Raw genomic sequence first — 14,188 nt, 5'->3', positions numbered from 1 at the left:
AATTTTTTTGTTTTAACGTAAAACAGCATTCACTGCAGTTTTCGCGGATTCAAGAATCTGTTCGACCAGAGCGTCGACTTCAGCGTCTTCCAAAGTACGCGCCTGATGCTGAATTTTCAGCGTTAGAGCGATACTCTTCTGATCGGGTTCAATTCCTTGACCGCGATAAATATCAAAAATCTCAATCGACTGTAAAATGTCGGACTCGACATCAATCGCATCCAATAACTTCTGGACAGGTAACGCCTGATCAACAACAAACGCCAAGTCACGCTGTACTTCAGGGAATTTCGAAATTGCCTGCGCCGCTGGAATCTCCATCGTTAAAATTGCATCCTGACGAATCTGGAACATGAAGATGCTTCCGGAAACACCAAGCGTTTTAACCAGTTGCGGGTGCAGTTGTCCCATAATTCCGACTTCTTTACCGTCTTTGATTAAAGACGCCGCCTGACCAGGGTGCAACGCCGGGTTGCTGCTCGCTTCAAAGCGGATCTTGCCCAACTGATGACTCATGCGCAGCAAAGTTTCGATATCACCTTTAAGATCGAAGAAATCGGCATTACGGCTCTCTTCATCCCATCCGGACGCCGCGACCGGTCCGACAATCGCACCGGCCAACATCGGAACCTGAGTTGCACCGGTCGGATCCTGTTCGTTTTTATAGAACACCAACCCGGATTCAAACAGTCGAACGCGTGACTGCTGGCGATTCTGGTTATAGGCGATCGCTTGCAACAAGCCCGGGAACAAGGTCGTGCGCATCGCTTTCATATCTTCCGAGATAGGATTCTGCAATAAAACATACGGCAGATCCGGTGCCAAAGCATTCTGTTTTTTCTCTTCGACAAACGAATAGGTCACTACTTCGTTATAACCACGTTGCACCAAAGCATTTTTAAGTGCCATCAACTCCTGTTCGGATTCAGGCAATTCACGCAAAGTGATCGGCGCCATAACCGGATCTTCCGGAAGATTGTTATAGCCGTAGATACGACCGACTTCTTCGACCAGATCCATTTCGATTTCCATGTCGAAACGGTAGGGAGGCGCACTCATTACCCAACCAGAAGCGTTTGCTTCAACGGCAAAGCCAAGACGCGAGAAAATGTCTTCAATCTGCGCATTTTCAACAGCAACACCCAACTTGTCGCTTACGGTTTTTGCACTTAATTCGATTTGCGCGCTCTCCGGCATATGCTGCGCGCTAACTTTCGCTTCGATCGCGCTAACCTCACCGCCGGCGATTTCGACCAGCAAACTCAAAGCACGATTCAGCGCACGTTCCGGAAGCTGCGGGTCCACACCGCGTTCAAAACGCATCGAAGAATCGGTGTGCAAACCGTATTGGCGTGCTTTACCGGTAATCGCCAGCGGCGCAAAATGCGCACACTCGAAGAAGATAGAAGTTGTTTCATCGGTAACAGACGTCGAAAGCCCGCCCATGACACCGGCCAAAGCAATCGCTCCGGAATCATCCGCGATAACCAACGTCCCCTCTTTAAGGGATACTTCTTTCTCGTCCAAAGTAGTCAGTTTCTCGCCGTCTTTAGCCATACGCACCTGAATTCCGCCCTGAAGCTTATCCAGATCAAACGCATGCATCGGCTGGCCCATTTCCAACAAAACATAGTTGGTGATGTCGACCGTCAAACTCAACGGACGTAAACCGGAGCGCTCAAGACGCTGTTTCATCCATAGCGGTGTTTCCGCTTTGGCGTTGAAACCGCTCACTACACATCCAAGATATTTAGGGCACGCCTGTGGTTCGGTGATCTCGATCTGAACCGAACAAGGCTCGGTTCCGGCCATATCCTGTTCAGCAAACGGAACTTTAAGATCCGCGCCGCTGATCGCATGCACATCACGGGCAATCCCCATTACGCTGAAACAGTCCGCGCGATTAGGCGTCAAGTCGACATCAATCGACATATCGTTCAGTTGCAGATATTCGCGGACGTCCATACCAATCGGTGCATCTTCCGGAAGAACGTGCAGACCGTCCACTCCGTCATCCGGCAGGCCGATTTCAGTTGCGCCACACAACATACCGTTGGATGGAACGCCACGCAGCTTGGCTTTTTTGATTTTGAAGTCGCCCGGAAGCACCGCACCGACTTTGGCGCAGCAGGCTTTCATGCCCTCAACAACGTTTTTCGCACCGCAGACAATCTGCAGCGGCTCAATTTCGCCGACATCCACCTGAGTAACATTCAACTTGTCAGCATCCGGGTGTTTTTCCACCGAGATCACTTTACCGACAACAACATTATTAAATTCCCCTGCTACCGGCTCGACATCGTCAACTTCCAGACCGGCCAGACTCAATGCCTCGGCCAATTCATTGGTGTTCCATTCAGGGTTGGTCCATTGGCGTAACCAATTTTCACTAAATTTCATCTTTTCAGTGCCTTTTTCTTAGTCGCTCGGAGCAGAGATTATTTAAATTGTTTCAGGAAACGCAGGTCGTTCTCGAAGAACTGACGCAGGTCTTTGACGTTATAGCGCAGCATCGCCAGACGCTCGACACCCAAACCGAATGCCAGACCGGTGTATTCATTCGGATCGATACCGACGTTTTCCAGTACTTTCGGGTGAACCATTCCGCAGCCCAGAACTTCCAACCAGCGACCTTCGCCGAACAAATCAGTGGAAATATCCACCTCGGCCGATGGTTCGGTGAACGGGAAATAAGACGGACGGAAGCGTGTCTGTAGATTCTCATCTTCGAAGAATTCGCGCAGGAACTGAATCAACAGACTGCGCAGCTGCGCAAAGCTGGCATTTTTTTCGACAATCAGTCCTTCAACCTGATGGAACATCGGCGTATGCGTCTGATCGGAATCACAGCGGTACACGCGCCCCGGCGCGATAATGCGCAACGGCGGCTGCTTGTTTTCCATAGTACGGATCTGGACACCGGAGGTGTGTGTACGCAACACGGTGTTTTCATTGATATAGAAAGTATCGTGCATCGCACGTGCAGGATGCGTTTCAGGAATATTCAGCGCTTCGAAGTTATGCCAGTTGTCTTCGATTTCCGGCCCGGTTTCTACGGTAAAGCCCGCTTTGGAGAACAAAGTCTCAATACGGTTCAGGGTACGGGTAACCGGATGCAGACTGCCCAAATCGACACCGCGACCTGGCAGGGTAACATCAACCGTCTCTTCCGCTAATTGCTGAGCCAGCTTCGCTTCGTCCAGCTGACGTTTTTTCTCATTCAACAACGCCTGAACAGCCTGTTTGGCTTCGTTGATCACCTGACCTGCCTTAGGACGCTCTTCCGGAGAGAGCTTACCAAGTGTTTTCATCATCTCGGTCAAAGCACCCTTTTTGCCCAGGAACTGGACACGGAGTTCGTCGAGTTTGCCTAAATCTTGAACGTCTTGTACCGCTTCTTTAGCTTGAGCGATAATCGATTGCAATTGTTCTTGCATGATGTATTGAGTCCTAAAACAGCTTAAAATTCGTTATAAAACAACAGATTATATCGCACATCCTCGGCGATAATCTTACAAAAACAGATTAATCTGTTCTTTTATAACGGATTGGTTCGGAAAGAAATAAGACGAAAAAAATAGGGGACCTAAGCCCCCTATTTAGATAACTGCTTGCGCAGTTAAGAATACGCTTACGCTAGTGCCGCTTTTGCTTTTTCAGCAATCGCCGCAAATGCTGCTGCGTCGTGAACCGCGATATCCGCAAGAACCTTACGGTCTACTTCGATACCTGCTTTGCTCACACCGTTGATGAAACGGCTGTAAGTCATACCGTTCATACGAGCCGCTGCGTTGATACGAGCGATCCATAGACGACGGAATTGACGTTTACGTTGACGACGGTCACGGTATGCATATTGACCAGCTTTGATCACCGCTTGACGAGCAACGCGGAAGATCTTGCGACGAGCACCGTAGTAACCTTTCGCTTGTTTAAGTACTTTGTTATGACGACGACGCGCGATTACGCCTCTTTTAACTCTTGCCATCTTTCAATCTCTCCTAATTAAGCGTAAGGCAACATGCGGCGAACCATTGCCACATCGTTATCGTGAATCATGCTACCAGAACGTAGCTGACGTTTACGCTTAGTCGTTTTCTTGGTCAGAATGTGACGAAGGTGAGACTGTTTGCACTTAAAACGGCCTGAACCGGTTTTCTTGAAGCGCTTAAGAGCGCTGCTGTTAGATTTCATCTTTGGCATGAAATAAAACTCCGCATTTAAGTGATTGCTTTAATGCATCACTTGATTTCTCTATCAGCCCCCTGAAATCAGGGGGCCACCGGGAAACAACGAACAGCACTGAGGGAGCTGCACCGGAAGCGCCGCTTACACGAACGCCCCAGCTGTTGTGTTTGAAATAAGTCCTTTAAGGCTTATTTCTTTTTGATTGGAGCGACCATCATCTGCATTTGACGACCTTCCATTTTCGGCATCTGTTCAACAGTACCGAATTCCTGGATATCGTCGCGCACGCGCTCCAATACTTTCAATCCCAGTTCCTTATGGGTAATCTCACGACCACGGAACCAGATGGTTACCTTGACGCGATCCCCTTTTTCCAAGAATTTCACCAGGTTGCGTAGTTTGACCTGATAATCTCCTTCCTCAGTTCCTGGGCGAAACTTAACTTCTTTTAGCTGGACTTGCTTCTGCTTTTTCTTCGCTTCATGCTGCTTTTTCTGTTGTTGGTACAGATACTTGCCGTAGTCCATGATTTTACAAACCGGAGGATTTGCTTTGGCAGTGATTTCAACCAAATCTAACCCCGCATCGGCTGCCTGTGCTAAAGCATCTTGAATAGATACAACACCAGCTTGCTCACCTTCGGCATCAATTAATCTTACTTCAGGTGTTCCTGTGATTGCTTTGTTAATACGATCTTTAGGTGCTTCAGGTTGTTGTGGTCTGCCTCGACCTCTACGAATTGCGATAGCAAATTCCTCCAGTTAATTATTTTGTACATCAGGTGATTCAACAACTCGACCAAGGTTTGCTACGTCATCTTGTAGCAATTTCACCATTTGATCCATGTCAAATGACCCTAAGTTATTACCTCCACGAGCGCGCACGTTAATCGTGCCCTGTTCCATCTCCTGGTCACCAACAACCAGAATATATGGAACACGCTGCATAGTATGCTCGCGAATTTTAAACCCAACCTTTTCATTTCTCAAGTCTGTTTCGACTCTAAACCCATGTTTTTTCAATTTTTTCGCAAAATCAGTCACATATTCGTTGTGAACTTCGGAAATCGATGCGATTACCGCCTGGGTCGGCGCCAGCCAAGTCGGGAATTTGCCTTCGTAATGTTCGACCAGAATACCGACAAAACGTTCCAGGGATCCAAGAATCGCGCGGTGAATCATCACTGGGTGCTTTTTCTCGTTATCCGAATCGACGTAAACCGCATTCAAACGCTCTTCCTGAGTCATTGAGAAGTCCAGCTGAATGGTTCCGCACTGCCAGACACGACCGATACAGTCTTTCAACTGGAATTCGATCTTAGGACCGTAGAACGCACCCTCACCCGGCTGCAATGCATACTCAAGTCCGGCGTCTTTCAAAGTTTCTTCCAAAGCCGCTTCGGCGAGATCCCATACGTCATCGGAACCGACGCGCATTTCCGGACGGGTCGAGAATTTAACGGCGATATTATCGAAACCGAAATCGTTGTAGGTTTCATAAACCAGGTCGATACAACCTTGTACTTCCGCTTTAATCTGCTCAGGTGTACAGAAGATATGCGCATCATCCTGAGTGAAAGAGCGCACACGCATCAAACCGTGCAAAGTTCCGGACGGTTCGTTACGGTGTACGGTACCGAATTCGGCGATACGCGCCGGAAGATCACGATACGAACGCAGGTGCTGGTTATAAACCTGAATATGCCCCGGGCAGTTCATTGGCTTAACGGCATAATCGCGATTATCGGTTGCGGTAGTAAACATGTTCTCTTTGAACTTGTCCCAGTGCCCCGATTTCTCCCACAAAGAACGGTCCATAATAAACGGCGTACGAATCTCGTCGTAGTCGTTGGCAACCAACTGACTGCGCATATACTCTTCTACCACGCGGTATAGAGTGGTCCCTTTCGGATGCCAGAAAGCCATCCCCGGAGCGACTTCGTCGACATGGAACAGGTCCAGCATCTTACCGAGCTTACGATGATCACGCTTTTCGGCCTCTTCCATCATTTTCAGATAGGCTTTCAAGTCATCTTTATTGGCAAAAGCTACACCGTAAATACGCTGTAGCATTTTGTTATCTGAATTCCCGCGCCAGTAAGCACCGGCAACATGGGTCAGCTTGAAGGCCTTGGTGAAAGACATATTCGGAACGTGCGGTCCAACGCACATATCGACATACTCTTCATGGAAATAGAAGCCGAATTGCGTTTCGTCCGGAAGATCGCGAATTAACTCCAGCTTATAGTCTTCGCCGCGCTCTTCAAACGTCTTGACCGCTTCGTCGCGCGGAAGCATTTTTTTGATGACTGGATATTTGGTCTTAGCCAACTCCTGCATGCGCTTTTCGATCTTTTTCAGATCTTCCGGCGTAATTTTGTATTCCATATCGATATCGTAGTAAAAACCGTTATCGATAACCGGACCGATAGCCATTTTGACATCCGGATACAACTGTTTTAAGGCATGCCCCAACAGGTGCGCACAGGAGTGGCGCATAATGTGAATGCCGTCTTCATCCTTCATGGTCACGATCTCAAGCGTCGCATCTTCCGTGATTAAATCACTGGCGTCTTTCAGCTTACCGTTAACACGACCCGCTACCGTCGCTTTGGCAAGGCCGGCACCGATGCTTTCGGCAACCTGCATCACCGAAACCGCTTGATCAAACTCTTTCTTAGACCCGTCAGGTAAAGTAATGATTGGCATAAAAGGTAATCTCTTTATAAAACTATGCGTTTAAAATTGGAAAACACATAATATTAGCATTTTCTTACCTTAAGGAAAAAGATATTTCATATTGAATCGATAGGATTTGTCTATCACGAAGAACAGAATTGACAGGATTCTCTGCCCCTTGCAATCGAATCAAGAAGCGATATTCAGGCTAACAATAGAAATCAGCCTTGCAAGCCTTAAGTGGATGGCCCGCTTGTCAGATGCGTATATTCGGTCAGAGATTTTTCCAAAATCTCGTCAAATTCGCCCTGAGCGATCTTCAATTCAGCCAGAGACTCGCTGATTTTCTGATCGACAAGCGGCCATTTATCCGGCGGAATTTCGCCGATTCCATTATCCAACCCAAGCTTAAATGCCCCTACTTCACTTAAATACGTCAGATAGGCATAGCCTTTAAACTCGCCTTTCATCTTGTCCGGGATGTGGTGATAGGCCACCCCCATAATAACCTCTTGCGAAAAGTTCCACAGTTGCAGAAGACGTGCGCTCATCAAAGCGTGATAGGTGCCGAAATGTTTATTTTCCATTACGGCCAGTTTCAGGATATTGAAATCGACTTTCGTTAAAACTTCTTGATACTTCTCCCGACTTTCAAGCGCCAGCAGGTAGATCCCGATATCTCTCAGCAAGCCGCACAGAAAGCCTTCCCCTACGCGAAGACCGCAGGCCGAGGCAATATTATGACCGATAAGCGCACTGAGCATCGCTTGCTGCATGAAACGCTCTTCACTGAACGGAGGTTTACGATTAAATGTCTGCTGGTAACTGATCGCATAAGCGAGCATTCTGACATCATGTAGACCAATACGAATAACCGCTTCAAACAGATCAGTTACTTTTGAACCCAGCGAATATTTAGCCGAATTAGCCATAAAGATAATCCCCGCCGTCAGACGGGAATCCATCGCGATCAAATTAACGATATCGGTAATCTCGGCCTGCGAGTCATCCGCCAGAAGCTTTTCCAACTTAATCAACGCATCCGGAACATGGGGAAGATCACCAAGTTCCGCTAAACGCTCAACAATTTCTTTCGTTACACTCGCCTCAGACAAAACCAGACCTTTACTTTCTCAATGAGCCCCGACTGCTTAAGTAGCGAGGGGCATAAGATACAATTCATAATGCATTACATGACTTTAATGCACACTTGCCAGACAAATTTTAATTTTGTCATAAATCAGAGTAAAATCACCGCAGATTTTTAACAGTTTAACATTTAATTAATTCAAATCATGCCTAGGGGTGGCCATTTATTTCGGCCTGAGATTTCTTGAGATATCAAGATAAACCCTTTGCACCTGATCCGGGTAATACTGGCGTAGGGATGGCAATCGAAATTGTTCACGGGACTTTAACCTCCCCGTCTTTTTAAATTGCATTCACACGTCTCCCGATCGACCTTGATAATTTGGGAAAGACAAGATGCAAAAGAAACTCCTTATCAGCGCTCTGCTCTCTTCACTGGCTACCAGCACAATGGCTGCCGAAGAACTGGAAACCGTTACCGTTAATGCCGACCTTCGTAAAACCGAAGTTCAGGATCTTGCCGCCAGCGTCGCCATTCAGACACAAAGCGAACTACAGGATCAGGGCGCCACGCATTTTGACGACATCCTATTAAAAACGCCAAACGTCAATTTTTCTGGCGAAACCTCCCGTCCACGCCATATTCAGATTCGCGGTCTGGGTGAACGCGAAGAATATACCGGCGCTCCGAATGCCAGTGTCGGTTTTGCAATCGACGGCATCGACTATAGCGGAATCGGCATGGCGTCCAGTTTGTTTGACGTGAAGCAAGTCGAAGTATTGAAAGGCCCGCAGAACGTACGTTACGGGCAGAGCGCCATTGGCGGTTTGATTTTGGTAGAGAGCAATGACCCGACTGCATACAGAGAAGGCATGGTAGAAGCGTCCCGCGCTTCCGATAACCTGACCGAAGTCGGCCTGGTTCAGAGCGGACCTCTCGGCTCAGAACCTTTGGCACCGCAATATCGCTTTTCCCTTTTCAAACATTCCAGCGACGGATTCCGAAAAAACCGGACCCTTGAGCGTAACGACACCAACGGCAAAGACGAGTTTACAGCAAAAGCCGCCCTTCGCCTTTTCCCGGATGATAAAACAACAGTCGATCTGAAACTACTGCACGCGAATTACAACAACGGCTACGACATGTGGGCTACTGACAACGGCTATGATGTTTATAGCAACCAGCCGGGTAAAGATACGCTGAAAACAGATGGCCTATCCCTGAAAGTCGCTTCACAAGCCAACCCTAACTTCACCTTTATGTCCAAAACCAGCTTGGCCATCAGCAAAATGGAAAAAAGCTACGATGGCGACTGGAATGATTCTGGAGCATGGGACTGGTTTTACCAGAACTTCAAAGAGCGCCAGACTTTGGATCAGGAAATTCGCTGGACATCGACCGAAAACAGTCGTCTTTTCAACGACTCGACCGACTGGCTGTCTGGGCTTTATGCATCCTCGCTAAACGAGTCGAATGAGAATACCTCTTACGGAACGCGTAGCGATTTTACTCATAATAAACTGGCCGGATTCGCACAGCTGGATTTCCACAGCACCCCGAAAACTACAATTTCTACCGGTTTGCGCGTGGAACACAACAAGCTGGATTACGACAATCAGGTCAATAACTTCACCCCGAATGAAACGCTTTGGGGCGCACACCTGACTTACAGCTATCGCTACAACGAGACGCATACCGCCTATACAGGCGTCACCCGCGGATTTAAAGCCGGCGGATTCAATGCGGACTTTGCCGGCGAAGCGAATGAGCAGTATGATTCAGAAACGCTGTATAACTATGAGATCGGATTGAAATCCAACTACCGACAGTTCGGTCTGAAAACAGCTCTGGTCGCCTTCTATATGGATCGCTATGATGCCCAGTTCGACGGTTACACCGCACCGGACACGGATCTTGACCCTTGGCTTTTCTACACCGAGAACTTTGACCGTGCGCAAAACTATGGTTTGGAGGGAAGTTTTGATTGGCAAGCTGCAGCAAACTGGAAACTGTATGGTTCTCTGGGTCTGATTAAAACCGATGTCGAAGGCACCAGCACCAACTACTATGTCGTTTCCGGCCGTGAACAGGCGCATGCACCGAGTTATCAGCTAAATCTTGGCTTTAAGTATCGCAACCCGACCGGTTTCTACGCACAAGCCGATGTGACCGCCGTCGACAGCTTCTATTTCGACAATGTTCACAACTTCCAGTCGGATGCTTACGAACTGGTTAATGCCCGTCTCGGTTACGAAACGGATGAATATGAAATCTATCTATGGGGCAAAAACCTGACCGATAAAACCTACGCAGTACGTGGCTTCTATTTCGACATGGATTACGACGAAACCTATGATAAATTCTACGGTTTAGGCAACCCTCGTCAAATCGGTGTGACTGCCAGAGTCTATTTCTAAGGTGTAAAATCACAAGGCTCCAGAATGAATTCTGGAGCCTTTTTATTTATGGAGTTAAAACCATGAAAGTTTCCGTCGATATCAGCCTCTACCCTCTTAAAAGCGCTTACCGAGAACCGATTAAAGAGTTTATCGGCCGCCTGAGTGCCTATACCAACTTGGAAATCTCTTACGGCAGCATGAGCACGGTCGTTTACGGTGACTATGCCGAAATTATGTCCATGCTGGAAAAAGAGATCGAGACCACGCTTGAGACATTGCCGAAAAGCATCTTTATTATCAAACTTTCCGGCGGTTGTCGCGAACAGTAAAGGATACGCAGCATGCCTAAAACACAAGGATACGAATCCCACGCGGATACCTACGACCAGTGGTTTGACGAAAACCCGGAGACCTATCAGGCGGAAATCGCCGCAATCAAGCAACTGCTGCCGCATGGCAAAGGGATCGAAATCGGTGCCGGTAGCGGTCGCTTCACCAAGCCTTTAGCGATCGACACGGGTGTCGAGCCAGCCAAGGCGATGCGCGAACGCGCCAGACAGGAACGCGGCCTGGAGATGACCGAAGGCGTTGCCGAAGCGCTCCCATTTTCAGACGGTCTGTTTGATTTTGCAGCCTTTATTACCTCGACCTGCTTTTTGGACGATCCGGCTCAAGCCTATCGGGAAGCGGCACGAGTCACAAAAGAAAATGGCGCCATTGTCGTCGCCTATTTGGAACGCAACTCCGAACTTGGGCAAATGTACGAAAAACACAAGCACGAAAGCCCTTTCTACTGCGATGCCACCTTTTATACTTTCGATGAAATCGAAACCATGCTGAATCAGGCTGGTTTCGCGAATATTCAAAGTGTGCAAACAGTTCTTCCGGAAACCTCCGGCCATGACACCAATGACATTCTTCCCGGACATGACAAAGGCACATTTATTGTCATCAAGGCCGATAAGTCACTGTAACCTCAGGAGAAACCATGAAAATTTCCGTTGATATCAGCATGTACCCCCTTAACGAGGAGTATTGCCAACCGATTATCGATTTTATTGAGGCACTGGACAAGATCGACTCGGTCTCCATTCAACGCAACAGTATGAGCACACAAATTTATGGCCAATATGCCGAGGTTATGAGTGCGATGAATTCCGAAGTCGAACAGGTTCTGCAAAAGCTGCCGGAAACTGTTTTTGTGATCAAATTGATCGGTACCGACCGCGAGAAAGCCAATATCCATGCCTGCTGATTCACTTGAACCCCATTGGCTTGAACAGGCCTTTTATGCGCTTCTGGCTCAGTCCGGATGGGAATGGCTTGCCGTCGTTTTGGGCATAGGCTATGTAATACTGGCGGCTAACAACAGCAAATGGGCCTGGCCAAGTGCCTTCTTCAGTACATTAATTTATACGTTTCTGTTCTGGGACGGCCAACTGCCGATGCAGGCCTTGCTCAACGCTTACTACCTGTTAATGGCCGTGTATGGCTTCTGGCTCTGGAACCATTCGGAAAAGCACCCTTCGAGCAAACAAACAGCGGACAGCGTCAGCATTCATCGTAAATCGCTGTTTTTTCATCTCTCGTTTATCGCGATCGGCATCACCTTAAGCGCACTGGCCGGTATCTACCTGCAAACCAATAACTACAGCCAGCTTCCTTATCTGGATGCATTTGTCACCGTATTTTCGGTCATGAACACCGTTTTGATGGCGCGCAAAGTCATTGAAAATTGGCTGTACTGGATTGTTATCGACTCTCTGGCCATCTACCTCTACTGGGAGAGCGGTTTTTACGTCACGATTCTTATGTTCGGCCTCTATCTGATACTGGCACTGTACGGCTATCGCGAGTGGAAGCTTCTATCGAATAAATAACCTCGCCACTAAGGAAGGAGAATCGGCTGTGCTTTCCACCAGGACCACGGCTGATCGCCCAGCAACTCCATGGCATAAAACAGTGCACGATATAATTCTCGGCACTGCGAGACTTGCGGTATTACCCCCTGGTAAGCGTCCATGACCCACTCCAGTTGTTGGGGCGTAAGTACCAGTTCTAGCATTAACCAATCCATTTCAATCGGCGCAAACAGAGCCGCATCCAGATCCAACAAATACAGCTTTCCATCTTCGCCAATCCTTAACTGATCCCAACGGAAGTCGATCAGCATCGGGACAATTTTGTGCCACTCGAGACACTTCAATTGCTGCCGAATCTGTTGAAAGTCTTGCGAATAACATTCGCGAAGCTGTTGAATGCGTGGATGCCGATTTAAAAATGCATCGATCTTGTGCCTAAATTGAGAAACATCGAGTTGTCGCCCCGTCGGAAGTTCACTCTCGTAAAGCCTTCCAGCTAAAAAAGACACGCCCTCTCCTGTCTCGGCGTGCATCGAACCCAAATGTGCGGCTAACTGACAGCAGATGTCACGGGTAACCGCCGCAGTACACAGGTCTTTGCCATGAACGGTCTGCGTCAGTATCCAGCGCACAGAATTCTCCTGCGAAGCACTGATCGCCTCAAGAGCCGGTACCTCAAAAACGGAAAAATGACGAAAATAATGATACGCCCCCGCCAAAGCCGAATAATCCTTGATCAAGGAGACATCAAATAAAGCCCGCATCGCATTCCAGAAACCGGCATTTTCCACTTCGTCACACTGACACAACTTCAGCACTTTCAAGTTCTGATCCCTATAAGCAATCGACCAGATCTGATGCGTACTGTCTTCAAAAAGCGCCGGCATCAGTGTCGCCGAAACCGCGCCCTGCAGACAGCTATCGTCGGCATTGATCAACTGCGAACGCAGACAAGGCAAAGCGTTTTTATCGACAGAGGAACATGGATTACTTTGATTAGGCGGCATGACACTTTATTAGGTGTAATTTCAACAAGAGATATAGTGTAGCGTTTTTTTCAACGTCAATTCGATTAGACACACCGCACAGATGCAAACTTCGCTGTTCCGCCAATAAGCCAGACATCGACTCAGACAAAATCTTTTTATTAAACCCAAATAATTCGCTATAATCTTGCAGTTAAATTTTTCGGTCGTAGTGGATCTGGGTTCGCTTGAAAGCCAGCGCTAACGACGTAACTTAAAGGACTTTCTTATGAATTTAGATCAAGCCCGTTTTTTTATGGTTGAACAGCAAATCCGTCCATGGGACGTCTTAGACCCTAAAGTTCTTGATCTGTTGATGGACACTCCTCGCCACCATTTTGTCAGCGAGTCGCAGCAAGCTTTGGCTTATAGCGACATCGAACTTCCGATCGGCGAAGGCGAATTCATGATGGCGCCTAAAGTGGAAGGAAAAATTCTTCAAGCCCTTGAAATCAATGAAGACGACAGCATTCTGGAAATCGGTACCGGTAGCGGCTATCTGACCGCTCTTCTGGCCTCTCTGGGCCGCGAAGTGACCACCGTTGAACTGCATAAATCATTGCAGGAAACCGCTAAGACCCGTCTTAAAGAATTCGACAACATCAACTTCCATATCGGTGATGCCAGTCAGGACTGGGCCGACAACAAACAATACGATGTCATCGTTCTGACTGGTGCTGTTGCTGAAATTCCGGAAACATTCAAACAGAAACTGAATATCGGTGGTCGTCTGGCTGTTATCTGCGGTGAATCTCCTGCAATGGAAGCCGAAGTCATTACCCGTGTCAGCGATAACCAGTTCAGCACAGAATCGCTTTTCGAGACGGATATGCAATATTTAAGCAACAACCAACCGAAAAAAATCTTTAATTTCTAAGCTTCCTTCCAAGCAGAAAGACCCTGATTTACAAGGGTCTTTCACTGAGTAATTAAAATTTACTTGGTA

14 protein-coding genes and 1 riboswitch are annotated in these 14,188 nt (G+C 47.9%); of the genes, 6 read left to right on the top strand and 8 right to left on the bottom strand.

Annotated elements, in window-relative coordinates:
- Positions 1–12: 12 nt before the first annotated feature.
- The 7 genes from pheT to HQN79_RS04130 all read right to left on the bottom strand — a co-directional run bounded on the left by pheT (position 13) and on the right by HQN79_RS04130 (position 7,981).
- Positions 13–2,400, bottom strand: a complete 2,388-nt coding sequence (gene pheT, locus HQN79_RS04160; RefSeq protein WP_173284429.1) for a phenylalanine--tRNA ligase subunit beta — start codon at positions 2,398–2,400, stop codon at positions 13–15.
- Positions 2,401–2,438: 38 nt separating this feature from the next.
- Entirely contained in the window at positions 2,439–3,437 is a 999-nt protein-coding gene (gene pheS, locus HQN79_RS04155; RefSeq protein ID WP_173284428.1) for a phenylalanine--tRNA ligase subunit alpha, read from the bottom strand.
- A gap of 194 nt (positions 3,438–3,631) precedes the next feature.
- Entirely contained in the window at positions 3,632–3,988 is a 357-nt protein-coding gene (gene rplT / locus HQN79_RS04150; protein WP_173284427.1) for a 50S ribosomal protein L20, read from the bottom strand.
- A 17-nt stretch (positions 3,989–4,005) separates the two neighbouring features.
- Positions 4,006–4,203 carry a 50S ribosomal protein L35 gene (rpmI, locus tag HQN79_RS04145; protein ID WP_173284426.1) on the bottom strand — a complete coding sequence of 66 codons (198 nt, stop codon included), beginning with the start codon at positions 4,201–4,203 and terminating at the stop codon, positions 4,006–4,008.
- A 173-nt stretch (positions 4,204–4,376) separates the two neighbouring features.
- Entirely contained in the window at positions 4,377–4,928 is a 552-nt protein-coding gene (gene infC, locus HQN79_RS04140; RefSeq protein ID WP_202984535.1) for a translation initiation factor IF-3, read from the bottom strand.
- Between the two features lie 21 nt (positions 4,929–4,949).
- Complete coding sequence (gene thrS, locus HQN79_RS04135; RefSeq protein ID WP_173284425.1) at positions 4,950–6,896, bottom strand: threonine--tRNA ligase; 1,947 nt, start codon at positions 6,894–6,896, stop codon at positions 4,950–4,952.
- Between the two features lie 206 nt (positions 6,897–7,102).
- Positions 7,103–7,981 (bottom strand): HDOD domain-containing protein, encoded by an 879-nt coding sequence (locus HQN79_RS04130; protein ID WP_173284424.1) that lies wholly within the window; start codon positions 7,979–7,981, stop codon positions 7,103–7,105.
- A 176-nt stretch (positions 7,982–8,157) separates the two neighbouring features.
- Positions 8,158–8,271, top strand: a riboswitch (TPP riboswitch).
- A gap of 80 nt (positions 8,272–8,351) precedes the next feature.
- On the opposite strand from HQN79_RS04130, the gene HQN79_RS04125 reads away from it, so the two are divergent.
- From HQN79_RS04125 to pnuC, 5 genes are all read left to right on the top strand, one after another.
- Positions 8,352–10,373, top strand: a complete 2,022-nt coding sequence (locus tag HQN79_RS04125; protein WP_173284423.1) for a TonB-dependent receptor — start codon at positions 8,352–8,354, stop codon at positions 10,371–10,373.
- Between the two features lie 62 nt (positions 10,374–10,435).
- Positions 10,436–10,684 (top strand): hypothetical protein, encoded by a 249-nt coding sequence (locus tag HQN79_RS04120; protein ID WP_173284422.1) that lies wholly within the window; start codon positions 10,436–10,438, stop codon positions 10,682–10,684.
- A gap of 12 nt (positions 10,685–10,696) precedes the next feature.
- Complete coding sequence (locus HQN79_RS04115; protein WP_173284421.1) at positions 10,697–11,329, top strand: class I SAM-dependent methyltransferase; 633 nt, start codon at positions 10,697–10,699, stop codon at positions 11,327–11,329.
- A gap of 14 nt (positions 11,330–11,343) precedes the next feature.
- Positions 11,344–11,610 carry a YkoF family thiamine/hydroxymethylpyrimidine-binding protein gene (locus HQN79_RS04110; RefSeq protein WP_173284420.1) on the top strand — a complete coding sequence of 89 codons (267 nt, stop codon included), beginning with the start codon at positions 11,344–11,346 and terminating at the stop codon, positions 11,608–11,610.
- The gene (gene pnuC / locus HQN79_RS04105; protein ID WP_173284419.1) at positions 11,600–12,235 is read left to right on the top strand and encodes a nicotinamide riboside transporter PnuC; all 636 of its coding nucleotides are present in this window, start codon (positions 11,600–11,602) and stop codon (positions 12,233–12,235) included. The genes HQN79_RS04110 and pnuC overlap by 11 nt, the downstream gene beginning before the upstream one ends.
- An 8-nt stretch (positions 12,236–12,243) precedes the next feature.
- Here pnuC and HQN79_RS04100 read toward each other — a convergent pair whose 3' ends face one another.
- Positions 12,244–13,224, bottom strand: coding sequence for a hypothetical protein (locus tag HQN79_RS04100; RefSeq protein ID WP_173284418.1), 981 nt, complete (start codon positions 13,222–13,224; stop codon positions 12,244–12,246).
- 247 nt (positions 13,225–13,471) lie between these two features.
- On the opposite strand from HQN79_RS04100, the gene HQN79_RS04095 reads away from it, so the two are divergent.
- Complete coding sequence (locus HQN79_RS04095) at positions 13,472–14,119, top strand: protein-L-isoaspartate O-methyltransferase family protein (protein WP_173284417.1); 648 nt, start codon at positions 13,472–13,474, stop codon at positions 14,117–14,119.
- Positions 14,120–14,188: the final 69 nt, after the last annotated feature.

This window comes from Thiomicrorhabdus xiamenensis, assembly GCF_013282625.1.
Lineage (GTDB): Bacteria > Pseudomonadota > Gammaproteobacteria > Thiomicrospirales > Thiomicrospiraceae > Thiomicrorhabdus > Thiomicrorhabdus xiamenensis.
Note: the sequence above shows the minus strand (reverse complement) of the source record. Positions and strands in the feature narration are given on the sequence as shown.

Excerpts from the sequence above, each read along its gene's own strand:
- HQN79_RS04120 (WP_173284422.1), top strand. The coding sequence starts at position 10,436 with ATGAAAGTTTCCGTCGATATCAGCCTCTACCCTCTTAAAAGCGCTTAC.
- HQN79_RS04115 (WP_173284421.1), top strand. The coding sequence starts at position 10,697 with ATGCCTAAAACACAAGGATACGAATCCCACGCGGATACCTACGACCAG.
- pheT (WP_173284429.1), bottom strand. The coding sequence starts at position 2,400 with ATGAAATTTAGTGAAAATTGGTTACGCCAATGGACCAACCCTGAATGG.
- rplT (WP_173284427.1), bottom strand. The coding sequence starts at position 3,988 with ATGGCAAGAGTTAAAAGAGGCGTAATCGCGCGTCGTCGTCATAACAAA.
- HQN79_RS04100 (WP_173284418.1), bottom strand. The coding sequence starts at position 13,224 with ATGCCGCCTAATCAAAGTAATCCATGTTCCTCTGTCGATAAAAACGCT.
- HQN79_RS04110 (WP_173284420.1), top strand. The coding sequence starts at position 11,344 with ATGAAAATTTCCGTTGATATCAGCATGTACCCCCTTAACGAGGAGTAT.
- HQN79_RS04095 (WP_173284417.1), top strand. The coding sequence starts at position 13,472 with ATGAATTTAGATCAAGCCCGTTTTTTTATGGTTGAACAGCAAATCCGT.
- thrS (WP_173284425.1), bottom strand. The coding sequence starts at position 6,896 with ATGCCAATCATTACTTTACCTGACGGGTCTAAGAAAGAGTTTGATCAA.
- HQN79_RS04125 (WP_173284423.1), top strand. The coding sequence starts at position 8,352 with ATGCAAAAGAAACTCCTTATCAGCGCTCTGCTCTCTTCACTGGCTACC.
- rpmI (WP_173284426.1), bottom strand. The coding sequence starts at position 4,203 with ATGCCAAAGATGAAATCTAACAGCAGCGCTCTTAAGCGCTTCAAGAAA.
- pnuC (WP_173284419.1), top strand. The coding sequence starts at position 11,600 with ATGCCTGCTGATTCACTTGAACCCCATTGGCTTGAACAGGCCTTTTAT.
- pheS (WP_173284428.1), bottom strand. The coding sequence starts at position 3,437 with ATGCAAGAACAATTGCAATCGATTATCGCTCAAGCTAAAGAAGCGGTA.